Source organism: Bacillus pacificus (genome assembly GCF_020861345.1).
GTDB classification, from domain to species: Bacteria; Bacillota; Bacilli; order Bacillales; family Bacillaceae_G; genus Bacillus_A; species Bacillus_A pacificus.
This window is the reverse complement of the sequence record NZ_CP086329.1, coordinates 123,678-144,247: the sequence shown is the minus strand read 5'-3', so window position 1 is coordinate 144,247 and position 20,570 is coordinate 123,678. Positions and strand designations below refer to the sequence as shown.

Annotated in this window: 18 protein-coding genes and 3 pseudogenes; 8 read left to right on the top strand and 13 right to left on the bottom strand. The window is 29.9% G+C overall.

The window, feature by feature from the left end; genetic code table 11:
• Positions 1–469: 469 nt before the first annotated feature.
• Complete coding sequence (locus tag LMD38_RS27750) at positions 470–889, top strand: hypothetical protein (RefSeq protein ID WP_000755782.1); 420 nt, start codon at positions 470–472, stop codon at positions 887–889.
• 69 nt (positions 890–958) lie between these two features.
• On the opposite strand, the gene LMD38_RS27745 is transcribed toward LMD38_RS27750, so the two are convergent.
• The 4 genes and pseudogenes from LMD38_RS27745 to LMD38_RS27735 all read right to left on the bottom strand — a co-directional run bounded on the left by LMD38_RS27745 (position 959) and on the right by LMD38_RS27735 (position 4,012).
• Positions 959–1,174: an alpha/beta-type small acid-soluble spore protein gene (locus LMD38_RS27745; protein WP_001167047.1), complete on the bottom strand. Its 216-nt coding sequence runs from the start codon at positions 1,172–1,174 to the stop codon at positions 959–961.
• 202 nt (positions 1,175–1,376) lie between these two features.
• Positions 1,377–1,871 (bottom strand): methyl-accepting chemotaxis protein, encoded by a 495-nt coding sequence (locus tag LMD38_RS28890; protein ID WP_370530099.1) that lies wholly within the window; start codon positions 1,869–1,871, stop codon positions 1,377–1,379.
• Positions 1,851–2,117 (bottom strand): annotated as a pseudogene (locus LMD38_RS28885) (PAS domain-containing protein); the annotation flags it as partial. The gene LMD38_RS28890 and the pseudogene LMD38_RS28885, both read right to left, overlap by 21 nt.
• Positions 2,118–2,341: 224 nt before the next feature.
• Entirely contained in the window at positions 2,342–4,012 is a 1,671-nt protein-coding gene (locus tag LMD38_RS27735) for a M4 family metallopeptidase (protein ID WP_000754399.1), read from the bottom strand.
• A 580-nt stretch (positions 4,013–4,592) separates the two neighbouring features.
• Between LMD38_RS27735 and LMD38_RS27730 the strand changes: the two genes are divergently transcribed.
• Positions 4,593–5,405, top strand: a complete 813-nt coding sequence (locus LMD38_RS27730) for a C39 family peptidase (protein WP_046648613.1) — start codon at positions 4,593–4,595, stop codon at positions 5,403–5,405.
• 26 nt (positions 5,406–5,431) lie between these two features.
• The gene (locus LMD38_RS27725) at positions 5,432–6,067 is read left to right on the top strand and encodes a hypothetical protein (protein WP_000724525.1); all 636 of its coding nucleotides are present in this window, start codon (positions 5,432–5,434) and stop codon (positions 6,065–6,067) included.
• A gap of 544 nt (positions 6,068–6,611) precedes the next feature.
• Here LMD38_RS27725 and LMD38_RS27720 read toward each other — a convergent pair.
• The 3 genes from LMD38_RS27720 to LMD38_RS27710 all read right to left on the bottom strand — a co-directional run bounded on the left by LMD38_RS27720 (position 6,612) and on the right by LMD38_RS27710 (position 9,922).
• Positions 6,612–7,136 carry a C40 family peptidase gene (locus tag LMD38_RS27720; protein WP_046648611.1) on the bottom strand — a complete coding sequence of 175 codons (525 nt, stop codon included), beginning with the start codon at positions 7,134–7,136 and terminating at the stop codon, positions 6,612–6,614.
• 726 nt (positions 7,137–7,862) lie between these two features.
• Positions 7,863–9,080 (bottom strand): abortive infection system toxin AbiGii family protein, encoded by a 1,218-nt coding sequence (locus LMD38_RS27715; protein ID WP_046648609.1) that lies wholly within the window; start codon positions 9,078–9,080, stop codon positions 7,863–7,865.
• Between the two features lie 2 nt (positions 9,081–9,082).
• A complete protein-coding gene (locus LMD38_RS27710; protein WP_046648607.1) occupies positions 9,083–9,922 on the bottom strand; it encodes an abortive infection system antitoxin AbiGi family protein in 840 nt (279 codons plus the stop codon).
• 879 nt (positions 9,923–10,801) lie between these two features.
• On the opposite strand from LMD38_RS27710, the gene LMD38_RS27705 reads away from it, so the two are divergent.
• The 4 genes and pseudogenes from LMD38_RS27705 to LMD38_RS27685 all read left to right on the top strand — a co-directional run.
• Entirely contained in the window at positions 10,802–12,211 is a 1,410-nt protein-coding gene (locus LMD38_RS27705) for a DUF3696 domain-containing protein (RefSeq protein WP_046648605.1), read from the top strand.
• On the top strand, positions 12,205–13,263 hold the full coding sequence (locus LMD38_RS27700) for a hypothetical protein (RefSeq protein ID WP_046648603.1): 1,059 nt from the start codon (positions 12,205–12,207) through the stop codon (positions 13,261–13,263). Before LMD38_RS27705 ends, LMD38_RS27700 begins: the two co-directional genes overlap by 7 nt.
• 1,242 nt (positions 13,264–14,505) lie before the next feature.
• Positions 14,506–14,784 carry an ArsR/SmtB family transcription factor gene (locus tag LMD38_RS27690; RefSeq protein ID WP_046648601.1) on the top strand — a complete coding sequence of 93 codons (279 nt, stop codon included), beginning with the start codon at positions 14,506–14,508 and terminating at the stop codon, positions 14,782–14,784.
• A 124-nt stretch (positions 14,785–14,908) separates the two neighbouring features.
• A pseudogene (locus LMD38_RS27685) lies at positions 14,909–15,466 on the top strand (methyl-accepting chemotaxis protein); the annotation flags it as partial.
• 216 nt (positions 15,467–15,682) lie between these two features.
• On the opposite strand, the gene LMD38_RS27680 reads toward LMD38_RS27685, so the two are convergent.
• The 6 genes from LMD38_RS27680 to mntA all read right to left on the bottom strand — a co-directional run bounded on the left by LMD38_RS27680 (position 15,683) and on the right by mntA (position 19,786).
• Positions 15,683–16,555 (bottom strand): Rpn family recombination-promoting nuclease/putative transposase, encoded by an 873-nt coding sequence (locus tag LMD38_RS27680; RefSeq protein WP_046648599.1) that lies wholly within the window; start codon positions 16,553–16,555, stop codon positions 15,683–15,685.
• 280 nt (positions 16,556–16,835) lie between these two features.
• Positions 16,836–17,060 carry a DUF2187 family protein gene (locus LMD38_RS27675; protein WP_000683046.1) on the bottom strand — a complete coding sequence of 75 codons (225 nt, stop codon included), beginning with the start codon at positions 17,058–17,060 and terminating at the stop codon, positions 16,836–16,838.
• Between the two features lie 22 nt (positions 17,061–17,082).
• Entirely contained in the window at positions 17,083–17,718 is a 636-nt protein-coding gene (locus LMD38_RS27670) for a recombinase family protein (protein WP_000681164.1), read from the bottom strand.
• A gap of 415 nt (positions 17,719–18,133) precedes the next feature.
• On the bottom strand, positions 18,134–18,544 hold the full coding sequence (locus LMD38_RS27665) for a hypothetical protein (protein ID WP_046648596.1): 411 nt from the start codon (positions 18,542–18,544) through the stop codon (positions 18,134–18,136).
• A 431-nt stretch (positions 18,545–18,975) separates the two neighbouring features.
• A complete protein-coding gene (gene hepT, locus LMD38_RS27660) occupies positions 18,976–19,389 on the bottom strand; it encodes a type VII toxin-antitoxin system HepT family RNase toxin (protein WP_046647635.1) in 414 nt (137 codons plus the stop codon).
• The gene (gene mntA / locus LMD38_RS27655) at positions 19,379–19,786 is read right to left on the bottom strand and encodes a type VII toxin-antitoxin system MntA family adenylyltransferase antitoxin (RefSeq protein ID WP_000577223.1); all 408 of its coding nucleotides are present in this window, start codon (positions 19,784–19,786) and stop codon (positions 19,379–19,381) included. Before mntA ends, hepT begins: the two co-directional genes overlap by 11 nt.
• A gap of 177 nt (positions 19,787–19,963) precedes the next feature.
• Here mntA and LMD38_RS27650 point away from each other — a divergent pair.
• Positions 19,964–20,503 (top strand): annotated as a pseudogene (locus LMD38_RS27650) (TetR/AcrR family transcriptional regulator).
• Positions 20,504–20,570: the final 67 nt, after the last annotated feature.

Here is a 20,570-nt window from a genome sequence, read left to right as displayed (position 1 = left end):
AAAAATAAGAAGCCTCTTTTTGAGAGACTTCTTATTTTTTATACAAACGACATACATAGGTTAAATATACACAATAAGATTAGGATGTTGAACCTTATTGCAGCTTTATTATAGCATATAATCATTTAATTTTGTTTAATAATTCCATATTATACAACTTTATCAACATTTGAGTGTTTATTTACATTATATACAATGCACGATAGAAAACAACAAAATATTTACTTATAGAACCAACGTATATAAAAACCAGCCACCATCTCATTCATAGTTTTGAAAAATTGTCCTCTCCTTCTTTAAGAATACTTTAAACTTCGGATAGATTACCCTATATCGACACCTTATGTATGCAGAATTACATATCAAATCTCATTGAAAATCATTCTCGTTGTAACTATAATGGTTTCAAGGAGTGATATTTTCACTCCGGTTTCAAATCTCACAGTATATTAAAGGAGGAACTAGCATTATGAAAAAAGTTATTTTAGCAGGGGCATTAGGAATTGCAGTACTATCAGGTATGAACTTACCAGGAGCAGAGGCACCTAAAGCGAGTGCGGCAACTACAAATTTAGATATTCAAGAAGTTACAAAATATTACTCTATGAGTTCCTATGAAGTTTCTCAAAAAGAATCATTTAATCTTAATAAAGGGGAAGAGCTTACAGTCTTTGTACAAAATTCAGGGTTCCCAATTTCTTATACAGTCTTTGATGCAGATAATCAAGTAATTGGCACATACAATGCTAATTCACCATACGGTCGCGTCTTCAAAGCACAAAAAGATGGTAATATTTCCGTTCAATTTCAAGCAGGAGTAAATTCTTCTTACATGAAGAAAATGAATTTCACAGCTAAATTTGCAGTATCTAAACTAAACCAACAATAAAAAATTGAACAGCCCTCTTTAAAAGCAAATTAAAAAGGTATATCCCTTGAATGGGATATACCTTTAACTTTAGTGAATTTTATATTGACCAGATAACTGCTCTTGCGCCATACGAACTAAACGTTTTGTAATTTCTCCACCTACTGAACCATTTGCTCTTGCTGTTGAATCCGGTCCAAGTGTAACACCAAACTCCTGAGCAATTTCATATTTCATTTGTTCAATTGCACTTGCTGCAGCTGCTATTAAAATTTCGTTTGAATTATTATTTTCGCGAATTTGCATTTTTTAAACACCTCCGTTGAATTTGGTAATATCATGCTCTATTACCAACAAAATATGCAAAAAAATTATTTAGCCATTATATACCTAAGCTTTCATCCCTCTTTAGAAAATAGTAATCACTTGAAAGGCATGTAAGACATGCCTTTCTTTTTTATGTATAATTTATAGCTTAACTTCAAAAGATAGTTCTTTATGCTTATATTCACCCCACAATATTTTCGAACTTTTCCATAGTATTACTAATTTCAATTTGATTATTAATCACTTCTCTTTGTAATTTTTCAGTCACATTCCTAACAATGGTTACACCATTTGTGATACTCTCTACATTTAAATTTATTTTTTTTATTGCACCATCAACATTACTTGCCAATCTTCTTACCTCTTCTGCTACTACTGCAAATCCACGTCCATGTTCTCCTACTCTTGCCGCTTCAATTGCTGCATTTAAAGATAAAATATTAGTTTGGGAAGAAATTTCCTTAATCATTTGAGCAATTTCACTTACTAAGTTAATCTGTTCTTTTAAAGATTGTAGAGCTTTCATATTTTCCTTAGAATTAATGTCGACTTTACTTCCTAAATCTATAGATAAATTCTTTAAATGTGAAACAACTTCTCTTGTTTGATTTTCACGATTTGTAATATCCGTTGCAATTTTTAGTACAGCATCTACTACCCCTTGTTCATTTTTAATTGGAATATAGGTAGCCTCAAACCAAGTTAAATCGCCTTTTTTACCAACTCTTTGAATTTTCTTTTGAAACTTAATTCCCTTTTTTAAATTCTCCCATAACTGATTATATTCTCTACTATTTATAAAACTATGGGGACAAAATTGTTTATGTACCATGTTCTTCATTTCACTGATTGTATAACCTAAAGCTTGTGCAAAATGATCATTTACCCAAATTACCTCTGTATCTAAATTAAATTCTATCATTGCTAAATTGGATTCCAGTCCAACCAAAATCATTGTTTGATCTAGTACCTGATTGCTTACACTTGATGAAAGATTCATAATAACCTCCATTTATCGTTTACACATATTATAACATTTAATAAATATAATTAATACAATAAAAGGACCTACTTGTATTAACAAGACATAGGTCCTTTTATGATTTAAATGTTAAAAACATAAAAATATTATAAACGAATTTTAATTTACTTTACGCCCACTTGATTCCAAGCATTTTCTACTGCTTTATAGGTTGCACTACCATAGCCATCATAATCAGCTGCGGATTGTAATAAAGCTGTACGAGCTTGTTTAAAATCACTTGTTGGTGTTAAATATGTTGTTAACGCGCGATAATAGATCTTTTCTGCTTTCTCTTTACCAATAGCATTGATTGTCAGATATGCAGCCTTATTCGGAATACCACTATTAATATGTACCCCACCGTTATCGCCTTCTTCAGTTGCAGGAAGGTATTGATAATCCCTCATATGAGAAGGTTGGCCATATTTTTCAGGATTTGATAAACTGCGAAGTGCATCTCCAGAAATACCAGGCGTATATACAGCTTCTCCTAAATCCCAATTTGTTGGATCAACAAAATATCCAAATACATCAGAGAAAGATTCATTTAATGCACCTGATTGATTTACATAACGAAGATCAGCTGAATACTGTGTCACAGCGTGAGTTAATTCATGCGCAACAACATCAAGGGAACCTGAAAGTGGAGAGAATATGCGCCCATCACCATCTCCATAAACCATTTGCTGCCCATTCCAAAATGCATTATTTACATTTACTCCATAATTTACACCAGAGCGAATTGTTTTTCCTTTTCCATCAAAACTGTTACGATTGTGAATATTTTTATAGTAGTCATAGACTTTTCCAGCATTATAATGAGCATCGACCGCAGGTCCTTGATCTTTATTTATCCAAGCATTATCATTATCCAGTAGACGATAGTTAACTGGATAATCTGCATCACTATGATTTACCGTAAATGTTTCAATATAGCCTCCATTCATAGGCTTTGTTGTGTCTTTTAAATAGTATTTTTTCTGTACACTATCAAATGTTGTATTCAGTTCTTTTCGATCCCCTAATACTCCATATCCATATCCTTTTTGAGCGCTATCTGCGTCTGTAACTGCATTATATGAATCTATGATTGATCCATCTTCTGCATTCACATAAATTTGCCAGTTAGCTCCATAAGGTTTAATAAATTGCAGTTGCACTTTAAACGTTAGATAATACTTTCCGTCTTTTTCATATACAACTAAGTCCGCTTTTTCATTTGTAGAATCTAAGTTTTCTTTTACCTGGTCTAATGTGTTTCCATCTACTTTTACTAATGTATCATTTTTTGTAAGTTTAATATGTTTCCAAGCATTTGAAAGCGCTGTTTCTTTTGTAATCTTTGCTTCTGTATCACCTTTTAAACTTTCTGCAGCAGCCGGATGAACATCTCCATTTACTGTTTTTACCTTGCCCTCTTTATCTGTATGAACAATGAATTGTGCACCATCAACAGGCACCTTATTTACAGACCTTGTATAAACATAATGTTTCATACCTAAATCATCCGATTTCACTTCTTTCAGTGTCAGATCCGTTTGTGGATTTACCTTAAATAGTTCTTTATTTTCTTCAAGAAACTCTTTCACTGCTTTTTGAGTTTCTACCTTTTTATCAGATAATTCACCTGAAAGAAATGATGGACTTCCTTGTTCCTCATTCCAATTCTTTTGTTGCACTTCCATTTTATCCATTACTTCTTTTTGGGATGCTTGTTCTTCTGCAAATGCAGTTGAAAAAGGCGCACCTAACATTGTTCCTGCAGCAAGTAATGTAATAACAGTTTTTTTCATACATCTTCCCCCTTCAATATAAGTCAAATAAAAAGTATAATTACAAACTTAAATATACAATTACTTTTAAAATATTTATATAAATATGAATAATTGCATATTTATATAAATAAAGTGGTGTCTATTTCTAAAACAAACTCAGAATATTGGAACTAATGAACGGAAGGTAGATTTCTAAAAAATGAGTTAAAGGTATGTTTTTGAAGACTTCATCTATAAAAAACGCCTGCGATTTCTCTAGGGGTATTTTTATGATTTATTATTGATTGATTCCTTTTCTATCTACTATTTTCTTATAACAGCCATATTTGACTACCTGTCTCACATTTTATGCTCCTATTTGCTAGCTAGGGAGCATTCGAGAACCAAATTTTAATTGTGTCATATTTTTTACATATTAGAATTTCAAGAGGAATTATGTGGATATTAGAATAAATTAAAATAGTATAGAAATAAAATGAAAGGGGCGTTACATCATGGGTTATAAAAAAGTAGTGTGTACTTGAAATTTTAAAAAGTTAAGTAACTTAATTTTTCGTTTTAATAGTTTTTTCAACATATCATATGAGGATGTGAGAAGATGAAGCTTGCACAAAGAATTTTAATTATAGTTGTATTTATTTTATCTCTGTGGAATTTTACTAATGTCAATGATGTGTTTGCCGAAGAAGTTGAATTTTCAGGTGTAACTGCTCCTATCGGGGTAAATGTGCGCGATAATAAAGATTCGACTGGAAATATAATAGATGTTCTTCAAGGAAATCAAACCGTTTACTTCAATGGTTGGGAATATGGAGAGGGTTTAAAAGATTATTGGACTGGAAGTATAGATAATCGCTGGTTTTATTTTTTTAAAAACGGGAAAAAAGCATATGTTGCTTCGGCATTTATAAATGGAAATCCACCTAATTCTACAACAACTATTAAACTAAATGTTCCTAACATTAAACAACAGCAGTCTAATTGGTGTTGGGCAGGTACTTCAGTATCTGTTTTAAACTATTTTGGGCAACCAACTACACAACAGCAATTTGTAGGATATGTAAAGGGAGGCTTATACAATTATCCAGCTACTTCTAGAGAAATACAAAATGGCCTTATTTATTTTGGTTTAACTTCAACAATTAATAGAGGAACTCTTTCTTATGATGAGTTTAGAAGCCAAATTAATAGCAATAAACCAATGATTACACTAATTAATTGGAAAAACGGAGGGAATATTGGTCATTTTCTTGTGTTAGATGGTTATTTTAAAGGTATGAATAATATGAACTATATTACCTATATGGATCCTTGGTATGGAGATCATTATCAACATAACTTTGAATCATTTAAAAATAACGATAGATTTTGGTGGAATGAAACAGTTCAAGGTATTAGTAGAGGATATTAAATGAAAATAAGGAGGAAAATAAGTTTATGAAAAAAATAACGAGAACTATAATTTTAGGCGTATTTTTAAGTATTGCATTAATAAGTATGAATAAAATTGCTCAAGCAACAGATAATTCTAAAGAGTCACCTGAAAAGATAGCACTAAAAGATTATCAAAATAGTAAAAGTGCTCTATTAAAAGACGGCAAGCAACTTTATCAAAATCATAATTTTACGTCTAATTCAACTTTAGAAATATCCACATTTTTTTTCCATGTTTATGAAATACAACAACAAAACATTATAAATAATGACTCCAAAAAGCTATCTGAATATTTATTGCCCACAGATGAAAAATTATGGTTTATTTTAAATAGAAACAATCCAGAGGGATTAATTTTTACAAATGAACAAGAGCCTATACGTATGGGGGGAGAAAAACGTAGTAAAGATTTATATGAAATCTATAGGTCTATACAAACAAATGTAAAACAAATTAAAAAAATTATATATATTGAATTTGAAGGACAAGGGTTATTTATTGTTTCTCACGAAAATGGAGAAGAAGTATATGCCAGTGAGGGGGCTTCTGCTATTTTAGGAGTTCCATCAGCCAAAAAAATTAATTCTGATGAAATCATTTTAAAAATGAAGGAAAGAATTCTCTTATCTCAACAATAAGATTGATGAAGGGACAACAGGGTCTCATTTAGGAAGAAATTTCTTTATTAAAATACTGTTAGTAAAGTAGTTAAAACAGTAGCTGACATAAAAAAAACGAAACCCTTAAAGAAGACTGCAAAAAACTAATTTTACAAAGTATTCTATAGGTTTTCATCAAGTTAAATTTCCTCCTTCATTTCTTTTATGAACATGCTAAAATATTTTTGAAAGCATATCATTATTTATACCCTTCACCAATACGATCACTCATCATACTTCCCCCTTTCTATTGCTTTGTAGCAATGGAAAGGGCTTTTTTTGTGAAGCAGCTTTTACTTTCTTATATGGCATATTGAAGCGATTTTAACTTTTTTCCTTTGTAAAGAACTATTCATACAGATACACCAATTTTATTTTATTGCTTCTCTTGTCTTATAATTTTTCTCCACTCTGAGATGAAAAATTTAATAAATTATTGAAGATTGATAGTTTAAAGCAAATGATTATCAAAAAGAACTGAAGTCAAAATGAACTTCAGTTCTTTTTATTAAATCTTATATTTTTATTTAACTCGACCGTATCCTGCAATATATTTACTCCAATAAGAACTATTTAAACTAGCTTCACCAACTCCAGAATTACTAGCATTATAAAACTTGTTGTTGCCAATATACATACCAACGTGAGTGATACCTGACTTGCCTGAAACTGTTCCTTTAAAGAAAACTAAATCTCCTGGTTGGAGAGCACTTCTAGCGATACGTGTAGTTTTATTATATTGATCTTGTGCTGTACGTGGCAATTTAATCCCTTGTGTCCCATATCCCCATTGCATTAACCCCGAACAATCAAATCCAGTTTTAGGACTATTCCCACCATATTTATATGGTGTGCCTTCATATTTTTTCATGGCTGCATAAATTTTATTAAATTGATTCGTAGTTATTGATTTTGTGGTTGAAGCAGATATTGATTGAATTGTATTTTCATTTTTAGAAATGCTATCAAGTTCATCTGCAGCAGCAAAACTACTACCAGATCCTAGTATAACTCCTATTGTTATTGCACCAACTAAAATTTTCTTCATAAATTTCTCCCCCTATAATCTATTGTAAGATTTTATTCTTATCACCTAATAGATTAATTGTTATATAAAGAGGAGAAAATATAATAAATTAGACAGTATTCTACATATTTTTTACGTTTTGTATTTTTATTAATATTTAATTTTAATGTCTTTGTTTTTTCAATACATTATGAGATTAGATTAATGATTTATGCAATAAAAGTACAAAAAATACATAATGCGAATATTCTAATATCAATTGAGAAATAAAGAGAATTATTTTATATAAAACTTACCTTAACTATAAACTTATTTTGTAAAGCTGATAATCTTATTCTTTTCATTTTATAGCGAAAAAAACCATTAATACCAAAGAAAATTATATGATATCGCTGGTTCTTATGAGTTTAACATTTTGTATGTTTTGTAAAACTCATTTTTCAATTTACAAATATTAAATACGTTCTAAAAGGTGTACCTTTTAATAGCGTACCAGAAATGTTACTTGGAAAATGAATCCGATTATCTTAAAAATCTAAAGCACGTATAACCCCGTTCTGATTTTTAAAACGGGGCTATACTAAATTCATTTAATTTTTGATGTGAACTCTTCATTATACTTAAATATAAAACAATATAGTCGTTTCTGTAGTGTTATTGTATAATCGTACCTGGTTGTTAAAGAAGTTACAATTACTATTGTTTATCTCCCAATGATGCTTTTTTTTAATAAAATTTTTTTATAATTTAATTGATTATTATTTCTTCAGCATATTGTAATTCGGTATTATTCAATTCATAATCTTTAAGCTCTTGCTCAGTAGAAAAATGAATAGATGATTGATAAGTTTTTCTTCCTTCTACTGGTTCAACCACCAAAATACTTTTACTAACATCAGCTTTATTTATTTCCGAAGATTTTATATCAGTCACTTTAAAATCAAAGTAACAGATAATGCTATACAAGTCTAAATTAACCCCAAATACTTTAACATTATCATGTTGATGAAATGACATAGATAAACCACTCTGCCCTAATAACTTCTCAACATCATTAGTACCTGTCAAAGTTAATTCACTGATATTTATATATTCTTTATAGGGTTTTTCTTCAATTAAAGTCCGGTACAACTTTTCAATCAATACTATATCTTCTATTTCAAGTTTTGACTTAGGGATAAAAGTAACCCTCAATCTCCTTTGTAACTCCAAAACTTTTTCCCAAAACTTTATCGTCTCCAAAACAGAGGTTTTCTCTGTTTCTTTAATCGCATATTCATTAAGTTCAGACCCATTAAGTTTAATATCACCTGAAACGAATGCATAATATAATTTTAGTGCTTCAACTGTTTCCTCAACTGTTTTTGTATTTTCAAGATTTAGACTAAAATTGAATTTTAGATGTTTCTCTCTCTCATCTAAAACATAAGAAATACTGAAAGTTTCATTATCAATATTTTTAAATAGTACTTTGTGCATATCAGCAAAAGGTTGTCTTTTGAAAGTAATATCTTTCTTTACTCCTTTTCCTTCAAAAGACAGCTTAAATGGCTCTGGAAAAGGTTGCGGATAAATAGTTATGTCATATTTCCCTATTTCATTTTCTTTGAAAGGATCTTTAATTACTTCATCTATTTTAAACTTATTACCATTTATAGTTATATACTCATTAGCGTCTTTACTAATTGTATATTTACGCTGAGTTCTATATAGAAACTCCAAAACTTCTTTAACATTTGAAGGTTTGAACTCTGCAAATACATCATTGTTTAAATCGAAACTAAGTCCACCAAATTCCATAGATGAACTATTTGATGTTAGTGCAACTACACCTTTCCTATCTTCTATTTCAACATAAACTAAGTCATTAGGAAGTTTCTCGTTTAATGAACCCAATACTTCTTTCGGTATTTTTGTATCCTTTTGATTATTGTTTAATAAAGCTTTGTTAAAATTAGCAAACATTTTTACCAGTCCTCTCTTAATTCATCAAAAACAATTATTTTAGAGAATAATATGTATTGCTCGTAAGTTTCACCAATATTGTTTTGGACGACAAACTCTATAAGTTCACTTCTCTCGCTCTCTTTGCTAACAATAATATGTTTAATGTGCTCAAATTCAAAATTCAACCATAAATCAGGACATTGGGCAATAGCTTGTGAATAAGTAAAATAACTTTTTGGGTTCATCTGCTCTTGACTAATAATTAAAGGTAATTCTGTTTCTACCTGCTCAATATTAGGTATATATCTCCATTCTTTTTCATCATGAAAATTCCTTATAGCTATTTCTCGGTGATTATTTGTTGGCATTTCTCCATCAAGAGGCTTCATATACAATAAATCATGTAACAAATAATTATTATAATCATTGTTTTCATCACTTTTTTCTGGTGAATCATTAATGGCTTTACTAAGAATAATACTAAAATCTTTACGTAAATTTGAGTGTTTATTAATATAATGGATTGGCTGAATTCCCTGTCTTATACCCCACTCTTTACTCAAACCAATCCCATACGAACCGTAATTCACCATATGTGGTACAAGTTTGTTTAAATGAATATCGCAAAAACAGCTCATAGGAAATGCAATTTTTTCCAATTCTTCAATTTCCAAGTAACCTATTTTTTCTTCGTAATATCGAGGTAAAATAGCCTTTTTCAATAAAATATCTTTAAGAAATTCTATTCTATTCATAAACTTAAACAAAACATTTGCACTTTGTAATGGCCTAATATAAGAAGTCTCCTCCTTGGTTTCAGGTTTTTGTTCAAGTTCAATATGTATACTTGTTTCACTCATTCGACTTCATCTCATTTCTATAAAATATTTCATCTTTAATATTAAACCCACTTATTATCATTTTACATAGCAAACAAGAAATAAATACTTTATTATTGTTTCTGCTATATTTAAAGGGCTTTTTTCTAATACAATAAGAAAAACAAAAAGAACTTGTAGAAATCACTACAAGTTCTTTTTGCTTTAAAACGAATACACGGAACACATAAATTATCTCATTATTCATAACGGGGAAACCATATTGATTCCATTATATAACAAATATTAACGTCTAGAGTTTTAATGTTTGAAAATTATGTGAATCAATAAATAAAGATCTGCCCTTCCTCTAAAAATCTCATTTATTGATTTTATATAAACCGTTTTAAATCAACTTTGATACCATAATAAATACGTAAAAATGTATACATGGGTAAGTAAAGAAGAATGTTGCAGTCTTGCAGAAAGATATTTATCTATATTTAAGAATAATATTTATATTTGTAATGTACATATAGTTAAACGTAACTATTAATCATGAGGATATCAAACCGTCTCTACTTCCGTCATCACCTTTTCTTTTTAAAGTATTCCAAATATGAATTAATGTATAATTTCTATATAACAAAGAAAAAAGCACCTACTTTCATAGATACTTTATCGTATATGAGTAATGGGGGCTTTGGCTATTTTAAAAATTCAATTAAGGGTTGCATTTACACCACCATCAAATCAAGAAATTGATTCCTCCTCAAAACAAAAATGAATTAAATTCTCGTATATATTAATTTTATAAATTACATATTGAAAAATTGTATAAAATTAAGGTCTGTTTAAGATATAATTGGAATGAATTTACTACTAGTCTTTTTCTAATCAATGTATAAGGGGGAACTTTGAATGGAACGTTTCAGATTAAAACGTATAAAGGGTTTTATTGATAGTGAGGAAATAGAACTAAAACCTTTAACATTTATAATAGGACAAAATAGCTCTGGAAAAAGTAGTATTATGCGGTTTCCATTAGTACTAAAACAAACATTTCTAGATGACTCTATGGCACCTTTGTTATTATATGGAAAAACAATAGATTATGGAAACTTTGAAGATGTGGTATTTGAGCATGACCGAAATGAATCCATAGAGTTTGAATTAATTATTGATCGTAAAGAACTTAATCGTTTTTCTCCATATGTACGCAACAGGTTTTTAAGGTTTTTTTCTGGTTTAGAAAAATTTAAACTTAATGTTTGTATTTTACAGGACGAATACGGAGTATTAAAAATCAAAAAATTTATCCTTTCCGATATAGATATAAACCATGGTGAAGTATTCTCTTTAAATTTAATAGGAGATTCAGAGTCTTATGAAGTGAAAGGAATAATTCAAACTAGCTTTAAAATCAAAGCAGAAAAGTTTGTATTTGATAAATTCATTCCAGATTTCAAAATATTACCTTTAGATGTTAAAGATGATGACGATGAACAAGTTATGGCTTTCCGCTATTTGTTTATGGAATTAATACGATATCTAAACTTTTATGCAAGTAATATTTTTTATATTGGTCCATTTAGAAAAACCCCTGAACGTTCTTATAGATATAGAGAAAATGCTGTTAACTATGTTGGACATGACGGAGAGTTTGCTCCTGCCATCCTTGGACAGGATATAAGGAAAGGAAAGCAATTAATTAATCAGGTATCAAATTGGCTGAGTAAAAATTTAAACCATAGAATAGATGTCGAAGATTTAATAGGAAGTGAATATGGCGGCAGAACTGATTTATTTCGGCTGATGGTAACGGATGAAATAACTGGTCAAAAAAACAATTTAATCGATGTTGGACACGGCCTATCTCAATTAATTCCTATTGTTGTACAAACTTTTTTACACCAGTCTAAAACATCCTATGATGCCAAGCGTAGTTTAGCAAAATTACATATAATAGAACAACCAGAATTACATTTACATCCCTCTGCTCAAGCTTGCCTAATTGACCTATTTATTGAAGGAACTAGGGAAAATTATGGTTTTAAAAACAAATTTTTAGTTGAGACACACAGTGAACATATGATTATAAGATTGAGAAGATATATAGTAGAAGGAAAAATTAATCCTGAAGAAGTTGCAATTTATTATACAGAAAAATTAAAAAGCAAAAATCATAATATAATAAGAAAATTGAAAATCGATGAATTTGGAAATATATCTAACTGGCCAGAGGGATTTTTTGAAGAAGATTACAATGAAGTCTTAAAACTTAGGAGTTCTTTACATGAGAAACAGGGAGGCAGCAAAATACCATGGTGATAAACCTTCCAAATGAATTAATGTCAAAAATAGGTGATGAAAGAGTAAAACAAATTATAAAGTTCCTTTTTTGTTACTTTGAATCAGGAAAGCATGAATGGTTTATTGATGATAAAGACGATTTAACACTTTTCGAAACAACTGCTTTAGAAAGCTATAGAGACTATATAACAAAACAGGTAGTACAAAATACTCTTTATAAATCAAAACAACATGAAGATAAGACAATAGTTCAGGTATATTCAAGTGTAGAAGAATTAAATACTCTTATTGAAAGCCAAATTGGTACAATTTCAGGAGTACAAGTGTTTAAATATTTAAATGGTCATAGGTATACTGTTATTTTAAATGGGATTAGATATGAGTTAATAACTATAGATACTGTATGGGATTTTCTAGGACAACCATTAAAAATAGTTTTAGAAAATGTAGAATCCGATAGACTTTTTATAGAGAAATGTTTAGAACTTTTAGGAGAAAGCAGATCGAATAAATTATGGATTGAGTTTGTACATGGTGGGGGAAGTGATTTATCAAAAGTTGCCCAAAGTATAAATGGAAAACATAGGACCATTTGTATAATAGATAGTGATATTATTTCTCCTCCTAGTACATATAACACCCCATCAAAAGAAAGATACATTAATAAAATTAAACGTATTTGTGAAAGTCATGGTTATATATTACATATCCTAAATAAGCGAGAAATGGAAAATTACTTACCTGATAAAGCTTTAGAGGAATATCTTGAGCAAGAAAATCGTATTTTAGAACATGTTTATTTTTCCTTTCCTGATCAATGTAAAGATTATTTTGACATGAAAAAGGGGTTAACGCTTCGAAATTGTAAATTACCAATTTGGTGTGATCTCAATATACAAGGAACTGAAGAGGTAGCAGCAACCGTTTCAGGTAAAAGTAGTATTGTAGATGGATTTGGCGAGCAGGTTTGGAAAGCTTTTCACTACGTAAAAAGCCCAGCAGAATTACTATCTAGAGATGATAAGAATGAATTAAAAGAACTAACCAAAAAAATTATTCAATTTGCCTAAATTTACTCTTTATATATCAATCACTATATAAATTTCTGATATATAGTTATGTAAACTGATTATTCATACTAAATCTGAACACCAAAAAGAACTTGTATAAATTGCTACAAGTTCTTTTTCAGTAGTAGTAAAAATTATTTTGGTATTCCTCTCGTCCCCTATTCCATTATATAAAGAAAATACCATTGAAATATTTCCAAAACGAAACCTATTAAAATATTAACTTGAAAAATTAGTTAAAAATTTATTTTTAGTCATAAAATATATAATTGATTTGATATCTAATAATCCTGCCAAATAAACCAACTACTTACAAAACCTTTTTCAAACAATTGAATCTTAATTTATCTAAAACTAATGAACTTTTATAATAGATCAATTTGCTCATCTCTTTTATAAAGGATACTTTTGTTCTTTCATTCTAATTAAATTATAAATTAAATCCCACGAAATTTTATTACACCCCTACGTTTGTAAAGGTATACCTTTACAAACGTAGGGTCCATATTCATGAAACATTGAAATATCAAATTTATAAAGGTGATATAAATAATTTTATAAACGTTTATTTTTGTTGAGCACCTTTATAAAGTAACCCTTTTATTTGTTTTTCTACCTGTATGTTTAAAATTCAATGAGAGCAAATTTATAAAATGTTTCTGCAACATTCTCCTCAAGATGATAAGAAATATATTTCTTCAATACCTTCATTGACATGGGCTTTTCATCTTTGAAAGCAATCGTCTAATCCATTAAGAAACTTCAATTCCAGGATGAAATTGCAATCAAACAGCTATATTTCATCCCATGTTTACCAAATAAACCGTTGGTGATTCACGTAATTTACATAAGAAAACAAAAAAGACTATTCCCCTCAAATAAATACAATAATTGCAAAGATACTACAATCAATTTATTACAATATCCATTATCCTTATAGTTGGATTTTGTTTTATAACCATATTTTATAGGTGTTAAATTAAAAGTTCTTTAAGGTTTAAGACCTCTCTTTATTTATAGAAAAGGAATCAGTAAATACCTTGAAGTAATTATTAAAATTCGCTCTTACTTTACAATACCAACGCTTTTTCATCCTCTACTTGATAAAGGGCAAGCACAATTTCACTTATAAAAATGTTAACATTCTATAATATATTTTTATAAAGTTATTAATCATTATATATAGTTTTATATTTTTTATTTAAACAGCAATAGAAATACACGTTAGGGAGAAAAATTTAAATGTCTATTTACAAAGAAAACGCTACCCTTTTAAAGGCAATATCACATTCAATAAGAATCAAAATAATAATAGAACTTACTAAAAGAGGTCCATGCAATGTAAATCAAATAGCAGACTTTTTAGAAAGGCCACAGTCTACCACATCTCAACATCTAGCCGTAATGAAATCACAAAAAATACTAGCTAGCAATAGAAAGGGATACGAAACTTATTATAGTGTGCAAGATAAAAGAATAAATACCCTTATAGAGGTGCTATTAGGACAAAAAATCAAATGATTATAATAATCAACAAAATAGTAATTATCATATTTAAGTGCGGAGGAGAAATTTGTGGGAAATACAATAAAAGTAGGTACAATTATTCAAATCTTCTCTAATGAAAAATTAACTGGAAGAACCTATCACTAACATTGCCAAACAAACCAATCTTCTCGCATTAAACGCTGCTATTGAAGCTGCGCGTGCTGGAGAAAATGGAAAAGGGTTTGCAGTAGTTGCAGCCGAAGTAAGGAATTTAGCAGAGAAGTCGAAAGAATCCGCAAATGAAATTAATCATTTAATACAATTGATTCAAACAGATACAAAAGATACGGTGAATGTCATGCAAAAAGGTCAACAAAAGGCTACAGAAGGAAAAGAAGCTGCTTATCAAGCAGATCAAGCATTCTCATCTATTATGGTGGCTATTAATAAAATCACTAGCCAAATTCAAGAGGTATCTGCAGCAACAGAAGAAATGTCTGCTGGTACAGAAGAAGTTAATGCTTCTATATCAAGTGTTTCTGAAACTGCAACACAAATAGCTAAAGAAACCACTCAAACTGTACAGTCAATCCAATCACAAGCGGCATCAATTGAGGAAGTATCAAATCAATCTAACAACATAAAAGAAAAAGTAGAAGCATTATCAGAATTAGTTTCAAAATTTATTATTGAAACGCAAAAAAATGGAAAATAAAATAGGATAAACATAAAAAAACTACAGGTTCTTAATCAATTACAGACCTGTAGTTTTTTATTATGATTTATCTATTTTCAACCTTGGCCCTTCTTTTTTGTAAAACGAAGTGAAAGTAGGAGTAGTTCAAATCTTTTCAAACATTAACTATACTTCCTGGTGGCGGTCACTAAAAAATAATACCTACAAGTATTTGTAGTTGTTACTTTTAATTATTTAGGCTTGTAAAATATTTCGTATTTCTTCTATACGTAAATTTGTAAACTTTGCAATATCTTCTATTGGCATTCCGTTTTTATGCATACCACGAATAAGTTGCATTTTCCCTTTTTCAATCCCTTTTTGTTCTGCATAAGCAAACTTTGCGGCTTCATCCATCAACGCTTTCTCCCTTGCTTCATACGCTTGTCGGAAAGAAGAATCTTGACTCATACGTTCCCATTTATTCATCGCTTTTTGTAAAATAGGGTCTTGGTTCATCGCAATATCCTCCAATGTTTGAGTTAATTGTTCATCCTCATTCGCTGGAAGTAATAACAACCAACGAACAAAAGAATCTTCCCAGGGATTAACTTGTTCATTCCGCCACTGTTGCATGAGTTTTGGAATCTCCACAATATGAACTTCAATATCATCACTTAACTTCTTTTGTTGTTGCCGATTCCATAAGATTCCTGTTGTATGAAATGCTTCATATTCTGGAAACATTACAAAGTTTAATAAATTAATCGTAATGGTTTTGTGAAGAGAACTATATGGCATTCCCTTTTGTAGTTGGGATGTATATAGCCTTCCCCAGTAATACAAACTTCTCTTAATCATGTCATGATTGTTATTCAGCTGTATTTCTACATTTACCTTTGTTCCTGTATCTAATGTAGCGGAAATATCTAAAATCGATAATTTATCCTCTTCATGTTCTCGGTGCAAGTGTGGATCTTCTAGTTGTAACGAAACAATGGGTGATTCTAAAGATTCTTGTAACATCGCATTTAAAAAAGCAATGAGAATATCTTCATTTCCACTTGTGCCAAATAATTGTTTAAAAGCAAAATCAATGCGTAAATTCACTAATTGTTTGTTGGACATGGGTTTTCCTCTCCCCATCTCATATGATGTTTTTCTTTCATTGTACATAAAAGAGTGATACATATGCAAATAAGCTCTTATATCTGTGGACATAAGAGCTTATTTGCTACCATACATAATTAACAGATTAGTTGGCTTTCATAGAAATTGAAAGATTGCCTACGTAAGGAAAACTCACGTTTAGTATACAAAATACGAACAAAAATGCCAATACATAAATGTATTCAAGACAGTATATGACATTTGAAAAGTTGCTTCTAGATTTCTTTAAGAGTGTTTTTCATGAAACTTTACTTTTTACTTGTTTACGGGCTATCTTATGATAACGCCCATGCTTTACTACCTGTCTAGCATCAATTAACTCCTCTTCCATCATATCTGAAACCTCTACAACAATGGTATTCGTTAAAACTCTTACCACATATCCAGTTAATTGCAAGGAAGGATTCTTACGATAAGAAAATTGAACGCAATCACCAATTTTTACTTTTGCTGTATGTTTCATATAATAACCTCCTAAATTATCATTAATCATTCAGTAGATTTTTATGTTTTGTTTCTTCATACTGCTTAGCAAGTTTGTAAAACGAAGAACGTTTGATACCATATTTCTTCATGACTCCTACTGCTGTAATACCACCAGACTTCCATTCTTTATAGGCTTCAATAAATTCGGCTGTAATTTCTACTGGAGGACGTCCTAACCGTTTACCTTGCCTTTTAGCTAGAGCAATACCCTCCGCTTGTCGCTGTTTAATATCATGCCGTTCTTTTTCTGCAAAAGCAGATAAAATGGTAAGCGTTGCTTTCTGAATAGCACTTTGAATAACATCATTTGTACTCTTACCTGTGTAATTTACATTAATGAATGGTTCTTTTATAAATTGTAAATTAATCTCATGCTTTTCATAGTATCTGAATTCCTCGAGGACATCATTCATGCTTCTTCCTAGTCTAGTTAAAGAATCAAATACAATGGTATCACCTGTACGAGCAAGACGTTTTAACATTTGATAATTTTCGCGTTGCATATTTCTACTAGATTGTTTATCGATAAAAATATCTCGATCTTCTATTCCTAAATCTTTCATATTTCGAATTTGTCGTTCCTCATTTTGATCTTTACTGGAAACTCGTACATATCCAAATGTTTTGTGTTTCATTTCATACACCTCATAAATAATTATAACAAAAACATCTGTAAATGTTTATGTAATATACAGACATCCGTAAAATTCAAAACCAAACTTTATAGACACACAAAATACTTTCCATATCTTCGAATACATAATAATAAAAACCCGTTGATCTCATGTAGACATACTGAGATCAATGGGTTTTATCAGTTAAACTTTTTCTAATATTCTAAACAACCATTTGTAATTCCGTGCATACTTTATTGATAACAATACCGTTACAGGTATGTTAAAATCCATTTGACACATTGCTTTTGGGAATACAATTGCTATTATAATCGCAATTTATTTTCGACAATAAATAGGTTAATGTGTTTTCTTTTTCCTATCTACTATGAGGGTAGAATAGCATACTAAAAATAGCTTCTTTTTTGTAAAAGTTCTAAGATTCTAGTGCAGTAATTAATTGCTGACGTTCTTTATCTCTAAAAATTTTAATTTCATGTTTAAATTCATAATTTCCTTCTTCAAATCTAACCCATTCCTTACTTGTCCAATATATAACGTCTACATTTGCATCTAAAATTACCGAACATATGTCTACTAATTCTTCTTCATAAAATGGCGCTTCTTTTGCTAGTTCAAAAGCTAGTACTTTTGGATCCTTACTTTTAATTTGAAGTTCCCTTGAAGTTTGCCCTAAATACTGCCGTGGGGAGTGTAGGGATTGCACATGAACATTTTGAATTTCTTTAAACTGTGATGGAGAATGTATTGTAGCAGCAAATGTAGGTTTGCTCACTCCTATTGTTGTGCCTAAAGCAATAGAACCAATAATAAGTTTTTTAATCATTTTTCCAGCCCCTTTAATTATTTTGGATATGCTTCATTTTTATACTACGTTCATGTTCGTGTAAATGAAGATGATTTGACATGATTCATCATTTTTTTCAAAAACTGTATATTAATTAATCGCTATAAATTTACCAAAAACAAAAAAGTTTCCGTGAGGAAACTTTTTTGTTTTTGGTATACATTATATGTATAAAAATTAGTTTTAAAAATATTTACTTATTTGTTGATAAAATTGTATGTGGATATTGTTCCTACTATTAACTACACACATCTCATGCAAAGCCTCGCTACAACATAAACAAATTCATCTTATGACTGCGTTTCTTCTTACGAAAGTTTCTTCTTACGAAATTAAGTAATTGTTTCAATAGCTGGTTCGGGAATCATAGAATTACTTTCTTTCTCAGTCCTATTATTCTGTTCTTTTGCCTAAAATTCCAATATCCCCATTACTTCTTTCGTAAATAGTTTAAAATCAGTTAAATGTTTTTCAATAATTTGACGAACAATATCTAAATTTACACTTTGATAATCATGAACAGCAATATTACGAAATCCAACCATTGCTTTTAACTTATTTGCTAGATCAACGCTAAGTAATCCTGCTGTAACCAATAAATCAAAAGCCTCTCGACTAGATTGGGGTAGTCCTAATTTTTTCCCTGCAACAATATGCATTGCTAAATCAATACTCGCTTCACAAGCTCTTTGTATGTTCAATATTATTGAATCTTGTTTTGTAAAGTCCTCTAAATTTTCAGGGTTATTTCCATATACATCTTGGATTCTTTTTATACAACGCTCTATTGTAGAAATTTTATTTAAAATAACCTCATTCTTCATATATAGAACCTCTTTTCTTTATATCATCAAATACTATCTGTCTTTCTTCGTTCAATTTTGAATACATTTTTAAGGTTTTCATTTCAAAAATGACCTTACGTTTTTCATCTGAACAAAATATTGTCTTTCCTGTATGTATAATCTGAGCTTGAAAAACTGTAGAAGCTTCGGATAAATCAACTAAATCAACATCTCTATGAACAATGTTAGCTAACTCCTGTGCTAATAAAAAACGTTCATAGTTCCCTAAAGTTGTGTCACTTAAATAAGCTATATCAATATCACTATCTTCTCGTTCCCTGTTCTCAGCCGTTGATCCAAACACAATTATCCAATAGGGATTCACCGTCTCTTGTAATTTTTCTATAATAGCTGTTATCATACTTTGAAAAATCATCTCATTAATCCCCCTTAGTATACTTGAATTTTATTATATCATAACCAATGATAAGTCCTTTAAACTACCACAAATACTTAAATAAAATTAAGCCTTTTTAGTACTTAACTCCTCACAAAATTAGAAGTTTATTTCTGACCTAAATTATTATAGTTCAGGGGTAGGTATGTTGTAGTTTTGTATCTATTCAATACGCAAGGAATTTTCCGCACATCCCTTCAAGATATCATGGACACTGCTTCTCTGCCTAAAGGCGCTATTTATCGCCGATTTAAAAGCAAAGAAGAAATTGCATTGGCTGCACTTGATAAAGGTGGAGAAATCATATGGAAACATTTTTATGTGGCTATAGAAAATAAAGAAAATGTTATAGATAAAATCATCGCTATCTTCCTTGTATACCAAGATACGGTCAACAATCCCCCAATAGCTAATAGCTGGTGGGTATCCTTTACTTAATGTTGCAATTGAAAGTACAGATGTTTTCCCTGAATTACATGCTGCAGGTGCAAAAGGATATGATAATACAGTAGTACTAATGGAATCTCTTATTAAAGAAGGAGTCGAAAAATAAGAAATGAAAGATGATATAGATGTTATGTCACTTGCTTCTTTCATAGAAGGGGCTATTATGGCTAGTCAAGTAACAAAAATAATATACACCACCATTATTTTATAGAACAAGTAAGACATCTTCTTAATTCATATGCCAATTAACTCTTCCTAAACTACTTGTATATTTTAAAACAAAAAGACTCTTATGCTACTACGCATAAGAGCCTTT